General features: G+C 59.4%; 22 protein-coding genes and 3 pseudogenes. 15 read left to right on the forward strand and 10 right to left on the reverse strand.

Annotation, left to right across the window (positions count from 1 at the left end; genetic code table 11):
• The first annotated feature begins 2752 nt into the window (after positions 1-2752).
• Together AC3D25_RS00485 and AC3D25_RS00490 are read left to right on the forward strand one after the other, a co-directional pair.
• Positions 2753-3457, forward strand: a complete 705-nt coding sequence (locus AC3D25_RS00485) for a VirB8 family type IV secretion system protein (RefSeq protein WP_488886571.1) — start codon at positions 2753-2755, stop codon at positions 3455-3457.
• 2 nt (positions 3458-3459) lie between these two features.
• Positions 3460-3951 (forward strand): annotated as a pseudogene (locus tag AC3D25_RS00490) (TrbG/VirB9 family P-type conjugative transfer protein); the annotation flags it as partial.
• A gap of 1055 nt (positions 3952-5006) precedes the next feature.
• On the opposite strand, the gene AC3D25_RS00495 reads toward AC3D25_RS00490, so the two are convergent.
• The 4 genes from AC3D25_RS00495 to AC3D25_RS00510 form a co-directional block, all read right to left on the reverse strand.
• On the reverse strand, positions 5007-5987 hold the full coding sequence (locus AC3D25_RS00495; protein ID WP_488886572.1) for a CAP domain-containing protein: 981 nt from the start codon (positions 5985-5987) through the stop codon (positions 5007-5009).
• Positions 5988-6197: 210 nt separating this feature from the next.
• Positions 6198-6572: a hypothetical protein gene (locus AC3D25_RS00500; RefSeq protein WP_488886573.1), complete on the reverse strand. Its 375-nt coding sequence runs from the start codon at positions 6570-6572 to the stop codon at positions 6198-6200.
• A gap of 3 nt (positions 6573-6575) precedes the next feature.
• A complete protein-coding gene (locus tag AC3D25_RS00505) occupies positions 6576-6746 on the reverse strand; it encodes a hypothetical protein (RefSeq protein ID WP_488886574.1) in 171 nt (56 codons plus the stop codon).
• 25 nt (positions 6747-6771) lie between these two features.
• The gene (locus AC3D25_RS00510) at positions 6772-7734 is read right to left on the reverse strand and encodes a FlhC family transcriptional regulator (protein ID WP_488886575.1); all 963 of its coding nucleotides are present in this window, start codon (positions 7732-7734) and stop codon (positions 6772-6774) included.
• Between the two features lie 239 nt (positions 7735-7973).
• On the opposite strand from AC3D25_RS00510, the gene AC3D25_RS00515 reads away from it, so the two are divergent.
• The 3 genes from AC3D25_RS00515 to AC3D25_RS00525 all read left to right on the forward strand — a co-directional run bounded on the left by AC3D25_RS00515 (position 7974) and on the right by AC3D25_RS00525 (position 9893).
• Positions 7974-9011, forward strand: a complete 1038-nt coding sequence (locus tag AC3D25_RS00515; protein ID WP_488886576.1) for a PRTRC system protein D — start codon at positions 7974-7976, stop codon at positions 9009-9011.
• Positions 9008-9370, forward strand: coding sequence for a hypothetical protein (locus AC3D25_RS00520; protein ID WP_488886577.1), 363 nt, complete (start codon positions 9008-9010; stop codon positions 9368-9370). The genes AC3D25_RS00515 and AC3D25_RS00520 overlap by 4 nt, the downstream gene beginning before the upstream one ends.
• Positions 9371-9656: 286 nt before the next feature.
• Positions 9657-9893 (forward strand): hypothetical protein, encoded by a 237-nt coding sequence (locus AC3D25_RS00525; protein WP_488886578.1) that lies wholly within the window; start codon positions 9657-9659, stop codon positions 9891-9893.
• Between the two features lie 67 nt (positions 9894-9960).
• On the opposite strand, the gene AC3D25_RS00530 is transcribed toward AC3D25_RS00525, so the two are convergent.
• Together AC3D25_RS00530 and AC3D25_RS00535 are read right to left on the reverse strand one after the other, a co-directional pair.
• Positions 9961-10185 carry a hypothetical protein gene (locus tag AC3D25_RS00530; protein WP_488886579.1) on the reverse strand — a complete coding sequence of 75 codons (225 nt, stop codon included), beginning with the start codon at positions 10183-10185 and terminating at the stop codon, positions 9961-9963.
• Positions 10186-10288: 103 nt separating this feature from the next.
• Positions 10289-11293, reverse strand: a complete 1005-nt coding sequence (locus AC3D25_RS00535; RefSeq protein ID WP_488886580.1) for a DUF7146 domain-containing protein — start codon at positions 11291-11293, stop codon at positions 10289-10291.
• Between the two features lie 13 nt (positions 11294-11306).
• Here AC3D25_RS00535 and AC3D25_RS00540 point away from each other — a divergent pair.
• Positions 11307-11609 (forward strand): annotated as a pseudogene (locus AC3D25_RS00540) (hypothetical protein); the annotation flags it as partial.
• Positions 11610-11618: 9 nt separating this feature from the next.
• Positions 11619-12579, forward strand: a pseudogene (locus AC3D25_RS00545) (DUF2201 family putative metallopeptidase).
• A gap of 74 nt (positions 12580-12653) precedes the next feature.
• Here AC3D25_RS00545 and AC3D25_RS00550 read toward each other — a convergent pair.
• Together AC3D25_RS00550 and AC3D25_RS00555 are read right to left on the reverse strand one after the other, a co-directional pair.
• The gene (locus AC3D25_RS00550; RefSeq protein ID WP_488886581.1) at positions 12654-13124 is read right to left on the reverse strand and encodes a hypothetical protein; all 471 of its coding nucleotides are present in this window, start codon (positions 13122-13124) and stop codon (positions 12654-12656) included.
• A gap of 26 nt (positions 13125-13150) precedes the next feature.
• A complete protein-coding gene (locus AC3D25_RS00555) occupies positions 13151-13618 on the reverse strand; it encodes a zinc-finger-containing protein (protein ID WP_488886582.1) in 468 nt (155 codons plus the stop codon).
• A 473-nt stretch (positions 13619-14091) separates the two neighbouring features.
• Between AC3D25_RS00555 and AC3D25_RS00560 the strand changes: the two genes are divergently transcribed.
• The 6 genes from AC3D25_RS00560 (at position 14092) to AC3D25_RS00585 (ending at position 19380) form a co-directional block, all read left to right on the forward strand.
• Positions 14092-15141, forward strand: a complete 1050-nt coding sequence (locus AC3D25_RS00560; RefSeq protein ID WP_488886583.1) for a TadA family conjugal transfer-associated ATPase — start codon at positions 14092-14094, stop codon at positions 15139-15141.
• A gap of 12 nt (positions 15142-15153) precedes the next feature.
• Positions 15154-15627: a hypothetical protein gene (locus AC3D25_RS00565; RefSeq protein WP_488886584.1), complete on the forward strand. Its 474-nt coding sequence runs from the start codon at positions 15154-15156 to the stop codon at positions 15625-15627.
• 177 nt (positions 15628-15804) lie between these two features.
• Positions 15805-16356, forward strand: coding sequence for a phospholipase D family nuclease (locus AC3D25_RS00570; protein WP_488886585.1), 552 nt, complete (start codon positions 15805-15807; stop codon positions 16354-16356).
• Between the two features lie 126 nt (positions 16357-16482).
• Entirely contained in the window at positions 16483-16680 is a 198-nt protein-coding gene (locus tag AC3D25_RS00575) for a hypothetical protein (RefSeq protein WP_488886586.1), read from the forward strand.
• Positions 16677-17504 (forward strand): hypothetical protein, encoded by an 828-nt coding sequence (locus AC3D25_RS00580; protein WP_488886587.1) that lies wholly within the window; start codon positions 16677-16679, stop codon positions 17502-17504. Before AC3D25_RS00575 ends, AC3D25_RS00580 begins: the two co-directional genes overlap by 4 nt.
• Positions 17505-17571: 67 nt before the next feature.
• Positions 17572-19380 carry a phosphoadenosine phosphosulfate reductase domain-containing protein gene (locus AC3D25_RS00585; protein ID WP_488886588.1) on the forward strand — a complete coding sequence of 603 codons (1809 nt, stop codon included), beginning with the start codon at positions 17572-17574 and terminating at the stop codon, positions 19378-19380.
• A 138-nt stretch (positions 19381-19518) separates the two neighbouring features.
• Here AC3D25_RS00585 and AC3D25_RS00590 read toward each other — a convergent pair whose 3' ends face one another.
• Complete coding sequence (locus AC3D25_RS00590; RefSeq protein WP_488886589.1) at positions 19519-20220, reverse strand: SOS response-associated peptidase; 702 nt, start codon at positions 20218-20220, stop codon at positions 19519-19521.
• 140 nt (positions 20221-20360) lie between these two features.
• Between AC3D25_RS00590 and ligD the strand changes: the two genes are divergently transcribed.
• Together ligD and AC3D25_RS00600 are read left to right on the forward strand one after the other, a co-directional pair.
• Positions 20361-22313, forward strand: a complete 1953-nt coding sequence (ligD, locus tag AC3D25_RS00595) for a DNA ligase D (RefSeq protein WP_488886590.1) — start codon at positions 20361-20363, stop codon at positions 22311-22313.
• 31 nt (positions 22314-22344) lie between these two features.
• The gene (locus tag AC3D25_RS00600; protein WP_488886591.1) at positions 22345-22794 is read left to right on the forward strand and encodes a hypothetical protein; all 450 of its coding nucleotides are present in this window, start codon (positions 22345-22347) and stop codon (positions 22792-22794) included.
• 31 nt (positions 22795-22825) lie between these two features.
• Here AC3D25_RS00600 and AC3D25_RS00605 read toward each other — a convergent pair whose 3' ends face one another.
• Positions 22826-23035: a hypothetical protein gene (locus AC3D25_RS00605; RefSeq protein ID WP_488886592.1), complete on the reverse strand. Its 210-nt coding sequence runs from the start codon at positions 23033-23035 to the stop codon at positions 22826-22828.
• Positions 23036-23096: the final 61 nt, after the last annotated feature.

The raw sequence follows: 23096 nt of genomic DNA on the forward strand, positions 1-23096 counted from the left end.
GTAAGATGGGAAGTCTGCGCCGGCAGCGCGACTGACATGCCGCGCACGCACACCATGAAAAACGGTGCATCGCGGAGGGAGAGTTCCCTGCACACCTCGGCCGTTGTGCAGATTCCATTGCGTTGCGGAAGCCGGCGGGTGGGGGTTATCGACTAGTCCCGCGGGCGGCCCGGACCCGAAGATCCCGTGACTACCTCCAAGGGTGTCCTTTGTGAGCGACGAGCGGTTGGTCCGAATCGAGATCGCTCGTCACGTCGACGATCTCCGCTGGATTCTCGTTTCCCAATGAAAGATCGTGCACCACTCATCTGTCGTATGGCTGTACCGCCACTTGGAGTCGACCAAACTTGGAACCGACGCCAGTCGCTATCAGTAAGAGAGGAAGACTGTACCCGCGGCGCGACTGACATACCCAGCACGCACCTCATGAAGAACAATGCATCGCGGAGGGAGAGCTTCCTGTACACCTCGGTCGTTGTGTAGATTTCATTGCGTTTGCGGAAGGCGGTGGGTGGGGGCATCGTGGTCATGCTGTTTCTCCTGGACGAAAAGTTAGGCAAACCCGGACGGCAGGTTCTCCAGTTCGTCCTAGTTAAATAGGTCTGTAAATTCTTACGACCGAACTCCATGACCAGCAGCATCGCGCGAGTCTCCGCGCAATGAAGTTGGGGTAACTGCTCTCGCGTCGATTCAAGTTGCTCGGATGTCCACTCATTCATTTTTTCAGTCGCGACTGCCGCGGACTAGATCGGTCGAAACAGACTTGCCTCGGTTAGAACCACTTTTGTAAAGATCTAATTTGCTTGGTTGTACTACTTATTCCGCGTGATACCGCAGCGCGTCCGTAGAGGGGAGGGCGCAAAACTGGTGGACATCGTTAAGGCCGGCTATCTCGCGCAGCAATTGGAGATAATTCGCGTTGATTTCTCAAGAAAGCACCACGCGAAACCCAGAGGGTGTGACGAGTCCCTTTGTTTGGTCCGACTGACGTTATGCACGATGGTCGAACCGGACTTGGTGAATTCTCGCGTTGCTTGGCCCAATGGACGTGGGCTCGGGCCAAGGCGACACCTAACCGGGCGGGCTCACCGCGTCGAAGCTGCTTGCAGGCGTCCTCGTAGAATTCGAAGCCGATGCGGTGGACTCCATGTGCGGCGCGATGGTCACGGACGTACCTATTGGGTCCCGCAATGGCTTTCGTGGGAAAACACGACCGACACGACCTATGGCTCTGTTGCCACCTTAAACACGAGCCTGATCAAGATCTGGTTCACGGACGCAGCGCTTGTTGCGCAGTACAGCCGGCGTTCGTTGAGAAGTCCGCTATCGCCGATAAATTAGGGATCAATAAGCCACGGTGTAGCGAGCGTTGGATGTTCTTGAGAACGGCGGGCTCTCGTTCGCAATGCGCAAGCTCTCCTGACGTCTATTGGTACAGTTGTCTTTACTCCCTTTGGCCTGTTCGTCCTAGGCCTCACGCGCGTCAAAGTACCGAACCCAGCCCAGCGCGATGAAAAGCAGCCGACCCATGTTGCGCGGTGCGCGACGTAAGCAGCGAACCTACGCAATCTTTTTCAAGAGGCAACGGGAAGACGCCTCGGATGAGCAAGTAAAAAATCCACGATTGCCGACCGATCTGCGTCGGCTAGTTGAAAAGCGACTTTTAACTCCGTTCGGCGTGTGCGTTGATGCGATTCGCGAGGGAGCACGACCACCGGCTGTCCGACGTTGTTGGCCATGCCTCAAAGCTAACTTCGGCCAAACTGACCAACGCCTTTGCATACATTCGAGCGCTGACACAGCGCCCGACGGACTACGCGTATCTGTCAAAACGACGCGACGAGAGGAACGACAAGAGTCCGGGCTTGTGGAGCGAAAGAGGGCGCTTGAGGAACTAGATACGCAGTTGCGCGCATACGCTGGGACCACGTTCGAGTCGGCAGACGGAGCCCTGTGGACCGTTGAAGCGGAGGTGCTCGTCAGAGAGGACCTCGAAGGCCGGACGGCGTCGACGCCATTTAGCCACGCGTCAGGCGTTGCAGCTCCGATAGTGGGCGGCAAAATGCGCCCGGTACCACGTGGTTTTAAGAGAAGACGTCCATTGGTGGCGGACCAACGGAGCGGCCGGGAACCTGTCGGGGAAACAAGAACCTTGTTAGCGGCGCTACGTAAATCGTTAAAGGTCAAACATTTCTAGCCGATGGACTTCCGCGGTTGCAGCGCTATCCGGATAGCGTTGGCCGAGGGGAGCTCTTGCGAATAACCACTTGAATTCATTGGGTAAGCGTTCCGTTACAAAGTGTGCCACATAGTTACCCCCCTTTTTTTGGCACACATTTTTGCGATTTTCGATGCAATACGCGCGTAGCCGGGGCAATCGGCAAGCATTGGCCGCGCAACGCTTATCCGGCTGCCGTTCGGTGGCATCAGCGTAGCCGCTAGGGCATCTTGGTGCTGATGTTCAGTGAACATGCCGATACCGGTTCCGACTTTAGGTAACTTGGGCACAGGCATGACGACCACGGCTGCGGAGGTGTCTACAACGAACGAGCGCTGGCGAACTAGTGAAAGCTATGTCTTTTTATGCGTCATTTCACGAAACGGCTGCTATCCGGATAGCGTCACCTAACCTGGGGCATCGCAAGTCGTCTCGCGTTAGGCGTGCAGTGCAATGGCGCACAAAACTCATCGTCTTTCGGGCTAAAAAGGGACGCCCGCGCTGTTTCAATGGTGACCATTCCAAAGGGTTGCCATGCGTCTTTTCAAGAACAAGCGTCGGGCCGCGCTGTCCACGGCCCCCGGCTCATACGCCAAAGAAGATCCAAGCAGGGTGATTTTCGAGACGAGCACAAGGCTCAAGCTCGAAGCTAATCGCTGGATGCTGATTTCGTTCGGCCTGGCTGCCATCGCGACCGGCGCCGTGTGGACGCGGCAACCTCCGCCTTCGGTCACTCGCGTCGTGGGCGTGTCTGCCGATACCGGCGGCCACCCGATCGTTACCGAGCTCGTCGCCTATAAGCCCGACTCGCAAGCTGTGCGCACGACGGTCAAGGACATGGCCGTTCGTTGGTTCACGATCGAGCCGGTGTTGTCTGACCGCCTCGAGACATCGCGCATGACCGGCAACATCAACTCGGTGAAGGCGCAAATGATCGGCGCGGCAGCCGGTCAGTTCCGCGACTGGCTGAAGGCCGACACACCGTTCCAGCAGATCACGGCTAACCCGAAACTGATCCGCGAAGTCGACGTACGCAACATCGCGTTGCTTGAAGACTCGACTGTACTCGTCGAATTCACGACGACCACCTCGCAGGCTGGCGCCATCGGCAAGCCAGACGTGAAGTCGTACGCGCTCACGCTGCGCTATCAAATCGTCGCGCCGACTGCTGAGCAGGCGCTGACGACAAACCCCTTCGGCATCTTCATTCCGTTCTTCCGCCTCGAGCGGACCGCATAAGCATGACCGCAACCATTCTCCATAAACGGCCGGTCATCGGCATGTGCCTTCTCGCTGCGTGCGCAGCGTTGCTTGCTCAACCGGCTGCAGCCAAGAAAGCTGCGAGCGACTCGGCGTTCAATCCCGCGATGGTCGTGGGCGACCCCATGAGCCCGATCAATCCGTTTAACGGCGGCGCCGACCCTTTGACGATGCCGGGCGACGCGCGCATCGGCGTGTTCCCGTACAGCCGCGACCAAATTTATCGGGTGCTGACCGCGCCGTTGAAGCTTACGACGATCGAGCTGGAGAAGAACGAGAAGCTGATCGCCGACCCGGCGATGGGCGACAGCGTCCAGTGGGAAGTCGACGACGACAAGATGAACCACGTGTTCATCAAGCCGCACAAGGCTGACCTCGTCAACACACTGCATCTGACGACAAATCTGCGGGAGTACGACTTCACGCTTATCGCGTCGCCGGCGGGCGGCATGTTCTATCAGACCGTGCGCTTCCAGTAGGGGTCAGCACGTTGGTCACTAATCACAGCAGTGACACTCACTACAGCGGCTACTACAACGGATGGGGCGTTAATCCACCCACATGCGGGCCGGGGGGAACAGCGTGGTATCGGATCACTCCACAGACCATCACGACCGATTACGCGAATCACAATCCTCCGCTTGCTGGTGCTCGCTTCGCGATGGGCTGGAACGGCAGCCAGTGGGTCCTTCAGATCTACAACGTGCTGGCGGATGGCGCTAACAGCTTGGTACCCGATCAGTTGGCACTCCAGGCAGAGATCGACGTGGGTTGTTCCTATCCCAACCAATAAGGAAGAAATGAAGATCACCGGGATTGCACGTGCAGTGCTCGCAGTCGCCTGCGCCATGAGTGTGGGAAACGGAGCTGTCGCCGCTGATGTCTATCAGCCGATCGGCGTGCCGATGGCCCCTGGCTGCAACGCTGGCTATTCGTGGCAGAAAATCGGCGCGAGATACCAGTGCGTCACGCCGCAGCCGTCGTGCGCGTATGGTTTCGCGAGCGGGCCGGCCTGGAACGGCAGTACATGGGTCTATTCGTGCAATGCGCCGCCCCCGCCACCGCCGCCGCCAACGTGCCCGGCCGGAAGCGCACAAATCACGGCCCCAGTCTGGAACGGTGCGGCGTGGGTTGGGCAGGTGTGCCAACCCACCACACCTGGGGGACCAAAAGCGAATCCGCAGATATGCCAAGCCTATGTAACTCAGAAGCTCGGATTTTGGCCTGGGTGGGGGCAGCAAAACTCGGTCTATGACGACGGCAGGAATACCATGTACACAACCAACACCTGGACCGCATCCTTGAACGAGTACGAGTTCGCGACATGCAGTGTGAGCGATACGACCGGCGCCGTCACCGGCTACGAGGTCCAGGGTTATGGCGACAGCTCGGGATATGGCGGGGGGTGAAGGCAACTGTTCTTAACAAAACGCCTCGTAGCTTCACTGCTGGGTTTTTTCCAGCCTTGCAACCAAGAAAAAAGCCGCCAGATCGACTGGCGGCTTTTCTTTCTGCGACGCGACCTTTGTTAGCCCACGATGTTTCCGGTCGTGAAGGTAAAGGTACGCGAGAACGCGACGCCGTTGATCGTCCCCGTCAGCGAGACCGTGTATTGCGAGTTCGGGGACAAGGGCGTGGCCGGGTACGCGACGCCCATCCAGGCGGGCAAGATCTTATTGGGATCTTTGGCCGAATCAAGCACCTGTAGGCTGATGACATGGCCGGTCGAATCGGTCATCGAGCCAGACTGCATGACGATCGCGTCGGTCGGATTGCCCGCGACTGCCACCGGCGTACCCCAATGGTCGGTCGTGGCAGGAGGCGAGGGCATTTCTCCAAAAGAGGAGTACGCAACGCCCGTAGTCCCTTGGCACGGGAATGTCAACGGCGCGTTGGTCGTTACCGGCTGATAGTTGGCCAGCGTCAATGAGTACCACTCTTGTGGGAAGCCGTTGTAGGTCGTCGCGACCTTGCCAATGCCGACCGTGTTCATCGGCGCGACGGCAATCATGCTGTGATACACGCCCGAGATCAGGCCATAGATGGCTTGCTCTCCGTATTGCGTTTCCGTCCACGTCGCATTCGTGTAGAGGCCGCCTGAAACACCGGCGAAAGCCACGTTCTGCGGATAACCGAAGTGTACCGCCCGATCGGCATAGGAGGCTCCGGTGAACCCGGAGGCACCCGATGTTTCCGTATCGGACACGACGTTGTTCGTGGCTTGATACTGCGCATGCGCGGCTGCTGCCTGATCGAGCACCGTGTTTTCCTGTAGGGCGGGGAAGCCGCACTGCTGGCGCTGTTGGTTGAGCAAATTAAACGCGGCGAGATGGAAGCTGTCAGCCGCGTACTGAGGGGTCGTCAAATTGGCCGGAGTCGTCGTTGCTGGCGTGCTCGCACCGCTTGCAGGGGATGCACCGCTGCTGCCGCCACCACCGCCGCAAGCGGTCACCAGCAGCGATGCAGAGATCGCGGCCATCGAGAGTTTGAAATTCTTCTGAATCGTCATTTGTTGTTTCCGATCTAGTTTGTTGCAGTCGCCCCCGCGATCTGCTTACTTTCATCTTATCGAGCGGTGTTCGAAGTCAAGGCAATTCGAAAGCCCGCTCCGAAACCGCTTTCCTCGTTGGCAAATTGCCGCTGGCCATTGGCGGCGCACGCATTGTAATACTCGGAAAGAGTCTGTAATTCCCCACCGTTGCTGGATCGCAACCGTTTGCTAACGATGTTTGGCACGAGCTCGGAAGTGCTTCACCCGCAACGCGAAGAAGACGACGCCCAGCACCGCAGCGACGGCAACGGGCTGCGTCGCGCCGACGGAAGAAAGGAGCGAGGTGCCGCCCCACAGGAGAATCAGGAAAGTCGCGAGCGCGCCGAACGCATTGCTTTTCGACACGGCCGCGAAGTGCCGCCTGCCTGAGCCGAACCTTTGCGCGAAGCGAATGTTGCTTTGCTCAAGGTCGAACGCCTCCTGCGACTGCACCGTTGCCCGATCTGTGCGGTAGTGCCTCTCGTACCGTTGGAATCGCGCGTCGCCGCGGCCTTCGAGCCACGCGGCGGCGCTGTCTGGAAAGAGGTAAGCGAAGTCCTGCATGGCTCAATGCGTCACGTCCGACTCAAACTCGATGGCACCGACGGCGTCGGGAATGCACCGGCCATCGGCCTCGCCGTAGTACGAACCGGTCGTTAGATCGAGCCAGCCGAACTGCACCCGTCCCTCACGCGAAAAAACGACTAGACCGGCCTCGATTGAGAAATCGTGGGACATCCTGGACAACTCCTTTTCCTGTTTATCACTTGCTCTTTGAACGCTTTTTTCCCTTGCTTCTCGCTTCGTTACGCGGCTTCAGGTCGTACTCACAGCCCGGGCAGACGAAGTCCTTGGCCAATTCGATTTTCCCTTCGTCGTTCGACAAGATGTACTCGGTTCCGCAAGTTCTGCACGGGGCGAGATTCAGCCTTGAATCCGTCGCCATGGAACGTGTCAGATGGTTCGCGCGGTCGGCTGACACGGCGAGGCGAGAGCCGAACATCTTTTTCAGTACGTCGTTAGACGCGATCAACGCTTCGGGAATGTTCGCTCCTTTCTTAAGCGCGCATCGATAAAGCCATACCAGCATGCTCGCCTGAAGGCGGTGAACCGGGCGTTCGACATACCACGTCAAAGAGCTTGCGCTGTTGCCGCAAGGCGAGCTGACGCCGTGGATTTGACGGTACGTGTTGCGAGTGATCGCCGAGTTCAGAGCGAACAAATTGGTTGCTGTCGACGCCCGACAGCCCTGCGTCATCATCAAGCGCGCGTAGACCTCCCGCTTGGCTCTGTCGAGCCGCAAATCGGACCAGAGGTTTTTGTACGGGAGCGCGCTCGACTTCAGTTTTGAAGTTTGCATGACATAGTGCGCGGCCGACTCGTCACTAAGATATCCTGCGGAATATTCAAACCAGAACAGGTTGTCGTCGAAGCGCCATCTGTAGAGCGGGAAGCGAATTCCGCCGACAGCGGCTTCAAGACGCCCGAGCGGCAAAGCCATGAGGTAATCCGCTAGCTCGAACGAAATGCCAAGCAGGGGGGCGGCCAAAACGTTCTGGTGGAGGACGTCCTTCAGAAGCGAGACATAGGTGCAGTTGTAATGGAAGATATCGCGCGCTGTCACATCGTCGACAAGAGGCATTGCCGACGAGAGCTTTAACGCCGCCGTGAGAAGACGCAGAGTTAAAAGCTGCCTAAATGTTGCGAGCTTTTGCTTCCTTGACATTGCGTGTCGCTCTGTAGAGTTGGACAGGCGTAACGAGGACTTTTCTCACCGATTTCGTTCCGATAACTGACAGATTTCCGCCGCCTCAGAGGGCAGATTCTCTATCTCACCGTTTAGGGGGAGATAACTGACACTTATCCGGACGTTTTGAGAAAGGGAGCCGTCACCACCGCCCATCTGCCACTTTTCGGTCAGATAACGGGCAGATAGCGCACCAATCGAACTGCTCTGGAGAGAGAATGAACACAATGAAAACGCATGCAACCGTCCTTGCCGTGGACGTCGGATATGGGAACACCAAGGTTGCCGTTCGCAACGGCTCGGAAGTCTCAACGTTCATGTTTCCGTCTCTGACTCCTGACTATCAGGCTAAGACGATGACGAAGCAAAGCAACGGCGTGTTGAAGGCAGTCCGGACCGTTGGAATTGAAGTCAACGGAAAGCAGTACGAGGTCGGCCCGGAAGTGCCGTTGACCTCTCGCAACGGCGACCCTGGTCGCACGCTCGTCGGCAACTATTGCACTACGGATAGCTATGAAGCACTCCTCGGCGGAGCCTTCCACTTCGCCAACGTGTCGTCGGTCGACCGGCTTGTGCTCGGACTTCCCGTTCAGACATTTCAACAACACGCCGAGGCGTTGCGCAGCAAGTTTTCGGGAACGCTGCAGTTCGGCGATGAAGAAGTTCGCGTCGGAAATCTGATGGTGCTGCCTCAACCGTTGGGCGCTCTGGTTCATTTTTCACAGCACCCCGACTTTACCCCGTCGCAGCGCAATATGATTATCGACGTCGGTTACTACACGACCGACTGGGTCGTCGCCAAGGGGCTGACGATGGAAGAGCGTCGTAGTGGCGGACATCAGAGCGGCGCGTCCCATTTCTTCCAGAAAATGGCGGAGCTCATCGGTGCAGCGACGAACGAGTCGGCCTTGGCGATCGAAGAAATCGACGAGGCGGTTCGCGCAGGCACGCCCTACTACGTTTTCAACGAAGAGATCGATCTGGGGCACTACGCCGCACAGGCTCAGTCAGTACCGGAAGCAGCTGTCAATGCGATCGGTAATTCGGTCGGGAGCACAAATGACATCCGCTGCATTTTCCTCACCGGCGGCGGTGCGGCGCTTTACGAGCCCGCGATCCGCGCGTTCTTTCCCCGCAACCGCATCGAAGTCATGAAGAACGCGTGCTTTTCGAACGTCCGTGGGTTCTTTGCGGCCGGCGAGGCAACGCTGATGCGCGAGCGCGATAAGAAGCGGAAGGAGGCCATGACCGCATGAGAGGGGCTATCGAGATTAAGCTGACCGTCAGCGAAGCTGTCACGCCCACTTTGTTTGCTGCATTAATGGCGGTCTCGAATCCAAGGCAACGCGCCGCGCTGCTCAAACGTCTTGCCGACGACGCACTGCGCGGCCGGGGAAGCGTCGGTCTCATTCCCACGGCCGACCGAGCGCACATGGCGGCCCAACAGAGCGAGGTTACCGACAGAGGGGCAGCGGCAATCGAAACGCAGATGAAGCCGGCATCTGCTGACGACGAAAAGCCGCAAGCGCTGGCTGAGTACCCGGAGCAGTCGTCGCCCATTGGCGATGAGAGGCATCTGAACTACTTAGCAGATAGCCTCTCAGCTTTTGCTTAGAGAGCGCAGTTTTCTCTGCGTGTGTCACGTGCGGTGGCGTCTTGCCGTCCGCCCGTGTCACCACCCCGCACCTTGACTCCGAACCTGCCGTGGCATCATTACTCATAGGGCCGAGCTAAGCGGCCGCAAAGCCCAAGTGAAAACCAAATGACGATACTCGATACTTTGACGCAACTCGACTGGACCCGCGGCGTTCGGATGTGGATTCTCGTAGCGGCCGCGTTCGCCGCATGCGAGTCGGCTTATCTGTTTCATCGCGTCGTGTTCCGCCCAGCCAACGGAGCCGATGATGTACGCTAAGTTCATGGCATTGCCTTTTTTTATGCGACGCCTCGTCATCGTCCTGGTGTCTCTCTTTGTGATGTGGGTTTGTGCCTACCTGCCAAAGAGCGGGTTGACCCAAGTGCTGATCGGCTCGGGCGCGTTCATTATCTTCTGGGCAACCGGGCTGCTTCGTCTGTTCCTCAAGGTCACGTTTTTCGTCCTGAGGTGGCGTTTGTGGTACGTCGTGCGCTACAAGTAGTGCTGAAGTGCGAGCCACAAATAGAAAAGCCCCGACCAATGGTCGGGGCTTTTGTCTTAATGGGTAGTCAATGCAACACAGATACCCCTTGTGCGCTCGCCTGTCGACGAATGCAGTAAAACCAAGCAGTGTCCAGCGTGACGTCTTGTTTCTCAAGTCGAGCATGACCGCCGCGCTTTCGGTCGATGACGTCATAGGCTTCCGCCTCCGACTTCCCTACTCTCACGGAGCCGTTCTCGACGCCGGAAGTTGCTACGATCTGATACCGGCCAACAATCATGCTGAAGCTCATTTCCTCTTCTCCATTGGAAAAGCTCGGGCGGATTGCGGCCCCGGAGGGGACGAATCCCCACCGGGCAAAAAGTTACTGTTAGCGGCAAGAAGGCCGCGGAATATCAGACGTGCAGTACTTCGCGTAGCTCGCGACGCACCAGCGTTCTAACTGCAGGGCGACACGCAACCTGAGTTGCGCACCACTCGTCGGCAAAATCGGTTTCCCGCTTTTTCGGCCGGTGAACCATAGCCGTGTAGCCTTCCGCTCGCAGCCGCTTCGCGAGTTTCAAGGCCGCATCGACGCCCGGCGATTTGCCGGTGCGCGGGTCGACCGCATCGAAGTCCGCGAAGATATGGACAACGCGGATGCCGAGGCCGTCTGGTACAACGAAATCGGCGAGAAGGATTCGATTCAGGCAGTACCAGACCGGCACCGCGAAGAGCATGTGCGCGGCATACGCCGTCTCGAGACCTTCCGCGACGCCAATTTCGCCATCGACTGGATCCATCAGCCGGACTGCGCCGCCGTTGAGCTTATAAAGCGTCACGTCGTTCAGCTTGGCCGGAAGGATCTCGCCATCGTTAGTGACGATCGACGCCTTCGCCGGTTTCGAGCGTTCAAGGAACGTGCGGTGCAGCGTTCCGAGACGGCCGTCCGGCAGCGTGAAGCGAGCGAGGATGCCCGGCCACTGACCAATAACTTTCTTCTCTTGGCGGTAATCGAGCATCGCCATGCGCAGCGCCGCGGACGGCGCCACGGTCAGACCCGGCACCCGTTCGCGCAGGTATCGCTGAACGAGGCCATCGGAACCGACCAGCGTCGCACGATCCCACATCGAGTCGAGGCGCTTGCGCGCCCACTCGGGATCGGCCTTTCGGCCAGGCGCCGGGGCGGCCGGTTGCGCTCGGTTTTGCCGTGCATCGGCCAGGCTGCCGCCTTCAAGTTCGATCATGAGTTCGCGGAAGGTCATTCCGGCGGACTTGCAGATGAGCTCGAAGCCGTCGCCGGCTTTTCGGTCGCCGTCGTTGCACTTGCGGCACACCCAGTCGCCGCGTCCGCGGTTGTTGTCGTAGGTAAAGCGGTCGTTTCCGCCGCAGATGGGACAGGGTGCGCCCTTCCCGGTCAATGAGCTTGCGGGCAACCGGCTTTACGCGACGGGCAACGTGCGGCTCGACGTCGCCAATAACGTGCGGGAGCTCTGCGCGTTGCTGCCAAAGCTCAACTTCGCAAACGACCCGCAGCTCACGCACATCCTCGAGCAGGCCAAGGCGCATCTGGCCGTGCACACAGGGGCGGAACTGAAGGACTCGCGCGTGCTTCGTTCTCAGGTGGCCAGCAAGGCACAGGAGATTGAAGGGCTGATGGCGGCGTTCATGGGCATCCAGCCGGAGCCGATGGAAGTTGAATCGGCGCATGCGAGCCAACTGCGCTTAGTCGCGTAAGGAGGCATCATGGACCGCAACGATGTGGTGTTGGGCAGTAGCGCGGTCCATCCGCGCATTGCCCGGCAGCGGACCGAGCTCGTTCTCTCACAGCCGTTCTTCGGGGCGCTCGCGCTCCGATTGAATGTCCGCGAGGATCCGTCGGCCAAGACATTTTGGGTCGACGGCGAGACCTTGGGCTACAACCCGACCTACATGGAGTCGCTAAGTGATCTCGAAGTCCGCGGTGTCGTCGCGCACGAAGTCCTGCATGTGGCCAATGGCCATTGCTGGCGGCAGGGCGCGCGTGACGCGGATCGCTGGAACGACGCCTGTGACTACGCGATCAACCCGATCGTGTTGTCCTCGGGCATGGTTCTGCCGAAGGGGGCGCTGGTCGATCCGCGCTACACGGGAAAGTCGGCGGAGGAAATCTACGGTTTGCTGACGCAGGAGGCGAAGCAGAAGCAGAAGCAGAAGCAGAAGCAGCAACAGCCGCAGGACCAGTCGCCGCAGCAGCAACAGCAGCCGCAGAATCAGCAGCCGCCGCCGAGTCCGCAAGATCAGCAGCAGCCGAGCGGCAAACAGGCTCGGAAGCCGGGTGGCCAAAACGGCGCCGCGCCGGGGCAGTCGCCCGGCGATCAGCCTTCGCATCCCGGCTCATTCGGTGAAGTACGGCCCTACAAGGGGCCAGACAAGCCGGTAAAGGAAGCGGAGTGGAAGGTTGCCGTCACCCAGGCCGCGAAAGCGGCCGCGATGCGCGGCAAGCTTCCCGGCGATCTGCAGGCAATGGCGGGCGAGGCAGTTCGTCGACCCGTTCAACCGCGTGGCACAAGACGGCATGAACCCGGCCTTCCTGGTCTATCTGACAGATATGGTGGGGCGCTTCCCGACGGTCGCGCCGCATTACCCGGTGCTGTGGGCGTCAACGACGCCTCTGACGCGGGCCCGGAAAGCGCCGTTTGGCGAGACGATGGAGGTGATTTGCTAGTTCCCGGCTTGGCCGGGCATTCCCTGAAGACCAAAAGCCCGGCATTGCCGGGCTTTTTTTTCGACCGCGCGGGCTCAGGCGCGCCGTCTCTTCTGCAGCGGCTGGTACGCATCGCCCGCCTTGAACCGGTCCAGACGGTCGCTCGCGGTGGTCAGCGCGGCGAGCGTTGCGCTATGGAGTTGCCTGTCGTACATGCTGACGATGGCAGCGAGCAGTGAAAAGACGGCGTCGGAGGCCACACCCCACGTGCCTGTCTGCCGGCCGCCTTCGAATATTTCGGCCATTGCCCGGTCGGCCGCCAGCAACGATTCGTGCGAGAACTCACCGTGGCCCGCCTCGCTGAGGAACTTGCCCAACAACACGACCTCGGTGATGTGCTGAGCGGGGCCGATGTGGTCGCAGCCGCCGCGAATCGCTTCCAACGACAGGTGGGCACGAAGCGCGAGGTCATCGGCGATTGCACGCGGGATCGGGAGCAGTTGCGCCTTGGCGAGGCGCGCACGGGCCGCTTGGGGCGAGCGCTGGAGGGGAAGGGTGCGAGGCATAGAAAACGGTTGGTTGACTGCCCGGGTTAACGATCTTCCCACGCCGGTTCTGAAGGGGTAACGGTGCGGTCGCGTCGAAAACGCTCGACGACAGCGATCGCGCGCACGCATTGATCCCCGTCGAGCGTATGGATCGAGCATTTCTCCGCATCCGCCCCCATTTCGCCGGCGAGCCATTTCATCGCTTTGGCGCGCGCCTCGAAAACATTGCAGCCATCGCGCCGAACCTTCGCCGCAACCAACGGCTCAAGCGCTGCGTGGAGCTTCGCCTTCAGGTCGCGCAGGCGCGCGTCGGCGAGACGGCCGAGCGGTACGTGGCGGGTGCTGCGCGGAAACACGCCGATCCACGCCTGGCAGTCCGCGCAAAGCCACAGCGGGCCGTGATCGTCGCGGTAGGGGTAGGCGTCGTCGCCGGCATGCACGAGCGTCGCGAGAATGCCGCAGTAGTCGCAATGGGGATTGGGAAGAGGCTTGACTGGTTTTCCGACGCGCATCGCCGAAGACTCCGGGGCTGGGACACACAATATAGTAGGCGTGTCTGCTCACGCAGTCCTTGGTCGGCCAAGCCCACCTGATCATTTCCTCGCTGGCAGGATCGCATTTCCACCCGCGCCCCGAAAGGATCTCTCGTTCATAATTGGGGCGTGACAGCAAGTGCTTACGGCGTCCAAATAGCAAACGCTTAGCATCTACTTCCGGGCGCGATAAACCCGAAAGCTATATGTTTTTATGCGTTATTCCCCGAAACGGCCGCTATCCGGATAGCGGCAGTGGCCCCGCCGAGCCGAAATCCGAACCGTCGGCCCGGGTCGGCAAGGTCGTGAGGTGAGGGTGTCGCCCGAGCGCTGCCCATCCTAAACAGATCTATCGCCGCGAAAGCCGCTCAATTTGACGCCTCTTTCGGCGCCTGCGCACGTCCGCCAACAACAACAATAGCCGACATGTTAGATAGCCCACAAAGCATCGCATGTCCGAGTCTGCCGACAACCAACTCCTAAAGCTGCGCCCGCTCGAAGCAGAAGCCGTGCGCATGTTCTTCCATGCGCTTTCGCCGCTGCGCGAGCTGCTCGACTCGCCCGACCTCGCGGAAATCATGATTAACGATTATCGCAACGTCTGGGTGGAGCGTCGCGGCGTGATGACGCGCGAGAACGTCGACCTGCGCCCGGAACAGCTCGAAGGCGCGATCCACTCGCTCGCCTCGTCCGTTGAGAAGTCGGCGAAAGCGGGCAGCGACAAGGGCATCATCAACGCCGGTCACCAGAACCTGCGTATCGCGGCGGTCATGAGCCCGACGTCGATTGACGGCCATGCGCTGAGCATCCGGAAGCACCGCGAGTCGAAACTCACGCTGTCAGACTACGTGAACATGAGGGCGTTCTCGGCAGCCAACGCCCGACCGGAATACGCGGAAGCCATCCACTTCGAGGAACGCATCGAGGACGAAGCGCTGATGCGCGCGCTAGTTGCGCTCGTCCAGTCGCGCAAAAACGTGCTCGTCGCCGGCGGTACATCCGCAGGCAAGACGACCTTCCTCAATGCGCTGATCGAACAGATTCCCGCGGACCAACGCGTCATTTCCATCGAGGACACGATGGAATTGAAGCTGCACGTGCCCAATCGCGTGCGGCTGCTCTCCAACGCGGATACCAACGTCACGACGCAGCTGCTCGTCGCGCTCTGTCTGCGCTTTCGCCCCGACCGCATCATCGTTGGCGAAGTACGCGGCGGCGAAGCTTACGATTTGCTGCAGGCGCTCAACACAGGCCACGACGGCGGTCTCGCATCCATCCACGCAAATAACGCGCGCACGGCGCTCAGCCGCCTTGAATCGCTCGCCATGCTCGGCATCCCGACTGGATCGCGCTGGGAGCTGGAAGACATGCGCAAAAACATCGCTGACTGCTTCAACTACGTCGTGCACTTCAAGCGCACCGGCGAGATGCGGCACGTCTCCGAAATCCTCGAGATCCGGGGATTCAAAAACAACGATTACGACCTACAACGCGTTTTTTAACGGGAGCATCAAATGAACGGAAAGAAGGTACTGAACAGAGCGGCCACGGTCGCTAAGCATTTGCGCCCGGGCAAGTCGATGCTGGTCGGCGCGCTGCTGAGCGTGGTGTCGGTGGCCGCGATGGCAGCGGGGGACTTTTCCAACCTGACGGGCCTGACGGACATCATCTGCACGATCAGCAACCTGATCAGCGGCCCTTACCTGTACGGCATCGGCATCGTGCTCATCACGCTGGGTGGCGTCGCGGTGGCGAACTCGGAAAGCAATATTGCCAAGACGTTCTCGGTGGTGCTGGTCGGCCTCGGTATTGCGTCGGTCGCCGAACAGCACGGCGTGCTCGCCATCGCGAATGTTGTCTATCTTCAAGCCGCCATCTTGAAGGGCGGTGTGATCGAGCTCACGCGCGATGAGGTGGAGAACTTCTCTTTCATCAGAGACCTGCCGTCGGGCGGTCGCTGGTGGCGGAGCGTCAAGCTAATCGAGTAAGCGGCACAAATCGCCCCTTCCTTCTTTTCTCAACTTTTGCGGGCAAGCGGCCCGCTGGGGTCGCTCCGCGTTCTTTTGTGGGTGTTGTACGCCTGATTCCACACCTCTCTTGTACCGAGCCCCGCGTTCCGAAAGGACGTGGGGCTTTGGGGGTAAACCTTACCTTGGAGTGTTTCTATGAAGTTTCGTATTGCAGTGATTTCTGCTGCGCTGATCGGTGCGCTTTCTTTCTCGGCTACCGCGCCTGCGGTGGCTGCCGATGACGTGCAGGTTGCTTTCTCGCCGAATGGGGGTGCCGAAGCGTTGGTCCTGAAAACGATCAACAGCGCGCGGTCCTCGATTCGGGTCCTCGCGTACTCGTTCACTGCAGCGCCTGTGGTCAAGGCGTTGCTCGCTGCAAAGCATCGCGGCGTGGATGTCGCGGTGACCGTTGACTACAAGAACAACATCGAACAGGACCGCAGCGGCAAAGCGGCCGCTGCACTGAACGCGTTGTCGTATGCGGGCGTTCCGGTGCGCGTTGTTCGTGTCTTTCCGATTCAGCATTCGAAGGTCGTAATCATCGACCAGACGACGGTTGAGACGGGTTCGTACAACTACAGCGCCGCTGCGGCCCGGGTTAACTCAGAGAATGTCCTGGTGATCTCAAATCGCCCGGACGTCGCACGCGCTTACTTGGCCAACTGGTCTGAAGTGACGGCGCTCGGTGAACCCTACCGCGCACCGTGACGTTCGGAACGTAACTTCCTCGATGTTCACGCTGCGCAAGCCGGCCGCGTGCTGATGTTCTCTTTCAACCCATGCGGGCAAGCAGCCCGTATGGGGCTGCTCCGCATTCTAAGTGTGGAGTTTTCTATGTTTGAAGCCGCAATTGTTGGTGCCCCGGCAAAGCAGATCGAAACGCTGGAGGAAGCGCTGCAGTACATCGCAGACACGCCGGTTTGTAAAAACAATGTCCGTCCGTGGGTGCGCAAGATCGACCGCGCGCCCGGTGAGCTGGAATTCCTGATCATCGCGGGCAGAGCTAAGAAACCGCGCGAGGTTCGGTCATGAATTCCAGCGTGATCGCACCAAGTTGGTTGGGAGACTACGCGAGCGGTAAGAAGCTCGGATGGTCACAGGCGGTTATGGCGTACGCTGACTACTATGCCGTTGACGGGTCCGCCGATGACGATCCGGAGATCGAGGAGCGGCTGATTATGCATCGCCCGCCGATGGTGGGCTATGCGAGTCGGACTGGTACGCGTCGCAACTTGAAGGCACTACAGGATGCCCAGTGGCGGCTTCTTGTGTCGGCGAAGGGCGAACTTCGAACCGAAGGCATGCGGTACGCACTCGACAATGGTGCGTGGTCGGCGTTCCAACAAGGCGAGCTGCTCGATGAGGACGCCTTTCTCCTGGCCGTCGACAAGTTGGGGGAGCGCGCTGATTGGATCGTTCTTCCGGACATCGTGCAGGGCGGTCTTGCCTCGCTCGATTATTCGTTGCGGTGGAAAGAGCGTTTGCGCGGCATGCCCACGCAGCTACTCATCGCGGTACAGGACGGGATGCAGCTCGAGCATGTAGCGAGCTTCCTTTCGCCAGTCGTCGGCATCTTCATTGGTGGCTCGACCGAGTGGAAGGAGGCAACGGCCGAGGCGTGGGGGTTACTCGCGCGTCGGCGTAATTGCCACTTGCACGTCGGTCGTGTCAATTCTGCGCGACGCATCCGCATATGCGCGGCGGCGGGCGCAGATAGCTTCGACGGCAGCGGTCCGAGTCGGTACGCCAAAGCGCTACCGCGCCTTGACCGCGCATCACGTCAGCCGGATATGTTCGCCGCTGCTGATCAATCACTCGAATGTGCCCAACGCGCGAGCGTAGGCCTTTATCTCTAGCAGCAGTTCAATCAACCCTTTCGGGAGCAGTCCCGAAAGGGCGCTCCTATTTTACTTTGGAGCAACGATGGAACGAGATATCTACAAAATGATGGAAGCTGCGATCGCAACGATGCAGTCGTACATCGAGCAGGGTCATTCGCTCGCAAGCGGCTTCTCGGGCGGAAAAGATTCGTCGTGCGCGACGGTCTTGATGCTTGAAGCGATCCGTCGTTCGGGCGGTGCGCGGGGAATCGTGCATTACATCACCTCAGCCGACACATCGATTGAGAATCCGACGATTCAAAATCATCTTCACGGGGTCTTGGATGAATTGGAGGCTTTCGCCGAAGTCAGCGGACTTCCTGTTGAAGTGCATCTGACCAAGCCGTCGCTCGCGTCGCAGTTCGTTGTCTCAACGATTGGCAGAGGCACGCTTGTTCGAACGCCAGAGAACGGCGTGAGAGATGGAAAGAGGACGCGCGCGTGCGCCGACTCTTGGAAAGTTCAACCACAAGGTCGGCTGCGCGCCATGTTAGAAAAGCGAGCAGCCTCATCCGGTCTCCGCGAAGTCGTCACTGTCATAGGAAACCGCCTTGACGAGAGTAGCTCACGCAGACTCGCGATGACAGGCCGTGAAGAACGGGCGGACGTCGCGACGAGACAGGCATCCGGTACGCTGACACTTAGTCCTTTGAGAGACTGGACGAGCGACGACGTGTGGACAATGCTCGGTTGCATGGCAGAGCCGGAAACCCTGCCGTTCCCAAGCCCACTCGCGCCCGCGACGATCGCCAAGCTATCGGAGATCTACCGGGCGGGTAACGGTGGCATGTGCGGCGTCGTCCTTGGTGAAAGCGGTGCGCGTGCATCGTGCGGAAGCAGGTTCGGATGTGCATTTTGTTGCGTGAGCGGCGATCGCGATAAGTCGATGGAGTTCATGGTGGAGGAGCCGGAATACGCGCATCTCAAGCCGCTCAACGATTTCCGCAATTATCTGCTGGCGATTCAGCGGGATCTCTCGCGTCGTGAGTTGGTCGGAAGAACGGTCAGCGAAGCAGGCTATGCGCGTGTGCGACCGGACACTTACGGATGGCGCGAGCGGATTGAAATGCTCAAGATGCTTCTGTCGATCGACGCGAATGAACGGGATCGAGCCGAGGTGCATGCGGCCGATTTGGCGACGGGTCGCATTCCTGACTCGGAGCACAACCGCGATCTTTGCGATCCGCAGTTTGAGTTCGTCACGCCGCAGCAACTAGTGGCCATCGACTTCTTCTTGTCGATGCACCACTATGCGCCGCATGCGTTTCCTGCCTTGGCGGTCTGGCATGACGTCAATGTTCTAGGTCGGCGATATGCGGTGCCGCAGATCGAGGCGATGCCAAAGACTGACATCGTCATGCACGGCTGGTACGCGGTCGGCAAGTACGATCGCGAAGCGCCGTCGATTGGCCTCAGAGATCACGACGCCGAACAGTGGAATCGCTACCGGCACCCGAATCGAGCGAGTCGATACGCTCGAACAACCGGTGGTGAGCAGACTGTTTTTTTCGAGGAGGCTTCGCAGTTTGAAGTCGATGCGCAAGCAGCGTGCGCGTTCGTGACGTGTACCTACGACACGGCCTTTATGCTGGACACGCAGCATCGCGATGCAATCGATTCGGCGCGGTATTGGCTGAACGAGGGGATTGTGCGGCTCCCGGTCGGTATGGCGCAGCGGTATCAGGAGATGGCAAAGCGCGGGCAGTATTTCAGCAGGCTCGCGCAACGCCTCAATCTCACGCCCGCTGAATTGGACGTTCATCTTGTCTCGCAGGCGATCAGCAATCGAGAGCATGACGGTTTGATCGGTCAAGATGATCGGCAGCAGTGTCTTTTTGCAGAAGCGGCGTGAGTCGCGAGTTGATGAAAAAAGCCCCGGGGTCGTCACTGACCCCGGGGCTTTTTCGCTTCCTCGATTTCCGTAAATTGGTTCGCAGTTGCGACGGCGTGAAGTTGACGCCTAGTGGTCCGTGCGTTGGCCTTTATTCCTTCAGGGCTTCTCGTCGTCGATGGGTTCATTGAACGTTGGTTCGTTGTTGCCCACTTTGTTCACAGCAGGGCTGACGCGGAACCACCTGAAGTTTTCCGGACGAGTAACGGCATTGTTCGCAAGGTGCGTGGCTGTCTCGTACGGCGTCTCTGGGTCAAGCCACTGCCGGGCCTCATCTGGAGACAGCGCCAACGGACGACGGTCATGGACGTCGAGCATTCCTCCCGACGAAGCGTCAGTGACAATGACGTACCCGTAGGTTTCGCCCTCACGGGGTTCCATTCCAAACGTCGTGCTGGTCAGTCCGGCGAAGAAGAGTGGCTGGCCGTCGATCGGCTGAATGTAGTAGGGCTGCTTTTTCCCTTCCTCTGCGATCCATTCGTACCAACCGTCGGCAGGCACAAGCACGCGGCCCTTCTTCCACATGGATTTCCACGCGGAGGAACCGGCTTTGTCCAGCCTCGCGTTCACCATCAATGGCGTTTTCCGCGCGACGGCCCAACCTGGCCTGTATCCCCATGGTTCTAAGCGGGCGCCGTCAGGCCCCAGGATGGGCTGCTTTGTGCTGGGCGCGACGTTCCAGCTAGGTCGGAAAAGGTCTTCATCCAGCTTGATCCGCGGGTCGCCGGCGTCTGTCATCAACGGCTCAACGTAGTCCAAACCTCTAGGGCGTCCTCGACTGTATCGACCGCACATTGGCATCCTCCTGTTAGCACGCAACTTGAAGGGTAACCGATGCCGACTTCATTCGGCGGGCGCGTCCGGGGCGGCAAGCGAGCACCGCGCTTGTGTGAAGGCACGTCTATTGCACAATGCGATGATCAAACCTCAACGAGATGCACATGAGCCGGAAGCGATCGAATCCCGACGCGGCAGCGCGCGCCCCGGACGCGTTTCCCGACGCTATCGCGCCTCAATTAGCGACGCTTGCCAAAGCACCGCCCGCCACCGGCGACTGGCGCTATGAAATCAAATTCGACGGCTATCGATTGATGTGTCGGATCGAAAACGGGGCGATAAAGCTCATCACGAAGGGCGGGCATAACTGGGCTGATCGAATGCCCGTGCTTGCGCGGGAGCTGGCAACGTTGCCGGTCAACTCGGCATGGCTCGATGGCGAAGTCGTCGTGTTGACCGAGGGCGGTGTCCCGGATTTTAACGCCCTGCAAAACGCGTTTGACCGGCGCAGCACCGCGCAGTTGACCTATTTCGCCTTCGATCTGTTGTACCTGAACGGTCTGGATATGCGCGCAGTGCCGCTCCGGGAACGTCAGGACGCTCTGGCTGCGATTATCAATGAAATGCCTAGCGAACACGTGCGGCTCAGCGAGTCGTTCGCAGAAGACCCCGCCTCCCTATTGGCGTCTGCGTGCCGGATGCGTCTCGAAGGGATCATGGGCAAGCGCGCAGATGCGCCGTATCGTTCCGGCCGCTCGACGGACTGGCTCAAGCTCAAATGCTTGCTTAGACAAGAATTCGTCGTTGGGGGTTTTACCCGAACGGCGGGCGCTAAATCCGGGATTCGCTCGTTGATGATCGGGGTGCATGAGCGGGACGGATCGCTGCGCTTTGCCGGAACAGTCAAGGCGGAACTGCGTCCCCGCCAGATCGCAGAACTGCAAAAACAAACTGATGCGTTGATCCAAGCACGTTCACCGTTCTACAACCCACCGGCAGCGGAGCGGGCGCGCGATTTTCTCTGGCTAAAGCCGTTCTTGGTTGTCGAAGCCTCGTTCCTAGAATGGACGCCGAATGGTGAGGTGCGCCATCCGATCTTTCACGGCATGCGCACAGACAAGCCAGCCGAAGAAATAATCGAAGAGAAGGAAGTTGATGTCGACGCGTCGGCGCCAGAGCCGAGGAAATCGGCCACGGCGCGCCCGGCGTCGAAGCGGGCGGGACAGACTGTGATCGCCGGCCTGAAGGTCTCGAACGCAGAGCGCGTGATCGACGAAACTACGGGTCTGCGAAAAATCGATCTGGTGCGGTACTACGACGAAATTGCTGAATTCGCTCTGCCGTATCTCACAGACAGGCCCGTGTCGCTCGTCCGTGCGCCGTCTGGAATTCAAGGCGAGCTTTTTTTTCAGAAGCACGAAGAGCGGATGGGCATCCCCGGCATAACGCGCCTCTCAGCGGACCTTCACCCCAATCACCCACCGCTGCTCGCCATCGACACGCGCGAGGCGATGATCGGGCTGGCGCAAATGAACGTTATCGAATTCCACAGTTGGAATGCTGTTCAACCCGACCTCGATCACCCCGATCGCTTTGTGCTGGATCTTGACCCCGATCCTAGCTTGCCGTGGCAGATGATGACCGACGCCGCGTTGCTCGCGAAAGTTCTGCTCGACGAGATCGGTCTCAAGAGCTTCGCTAAGACCAGCGGAGGGAAGGGGTATCACATCGTTGTTCCCGTCACTCGTCGGCAAAGTTGGGCCGAGGTGAAGGGGTTCTCGCAAGCTATAGCGCGGCATATGGCGGGGATCATGCCCGAGCGTTTTTCCGCGGTCCTCGGACCGAAGAACCGAATCAACAAGATCTTTATCGACTATCTGCGCAACGGCAAAAGCGCGAGCACTGCTTCGGTCTTCTCGGCGCGAGCCAGACCGGGCATGGGAGTGTCGATGCCGATAGCGTGGGACGAGCTGAAGGACGTCCGTGCAGCGGATCAGTGGACAATCGCGAACGCAGTGCAGCGTCAGCGATCGCTCGGTGCTGATCCGTGGGCGGGATACTTCCAATGCCGACAAGGCATCACGGTGGCAATGCGGCGGGCGGTTGGTTTGAAATAAAGTCTAACCATCAGAAAACGGGAGAGATCGTATGGGAGAGCAAGATGCGGTTGAACGGCGTGCGCTACTTCTTCATTTCGGGGATGTTGTCGAGTCAATCGGATGTGTAATGAAGTGTGCGGCCCGATACAACACGATCGGCGAGGCGGCCGCGCAGGAAGAGGCGTTGGCGGGTTTTCCGCTACTGTCACTCGTGGACGGGGAGTTGACGCCATACGAATACGCAGCGCGGGCAGCGAGTGCGTTCTTTCTGTGGTCGAAGGAGCTGCTTGAGCCGGAACTGAACCGAAAACTTCTGGCATACACGATCCAGCACGACCTGTTCGCAGGCAATCAGCCCGGTTGGGACGCGTACGTTTCCATGATTGGCGGGCAAGTGCCGGGGTTCGGAGCGGATTTAGGGCTGGTTCCAGATCCCGACGCGGAGCAGAGCGGTATCTGGCCGCCGGCCAACGGGGCAGAGCCGGCGACCGTCCAGTGAGAACGTCGCCGACCCTGTGACGGGGCGCCCGTTAGTCGGCGCTCCCAAGTTCGTTGTGCTTGTGCGAGTGGGTCGCTGCGTGGATCAGTTCGTAGTGAGCGCCTTTGCCGCTTCGAGTCGGCGGGAAGTGCTCGCCCTCTACGCACGTGACCTCGAATCCCGACGCGGTGTCGCCTTCCTTGACGACTTTGTAAATCCCCGATGTCTTAACGGTTTCACCGGGCTTATGCTGGTCTGCCATTGCTGTTCTCCCTTGAAAGTGGCTTCAAGGTCGATGCAATACGCGTTCCCGCATAACAATG

Source organism: Caballeronia sp. SL1002 (assembly GCF_057814995.1).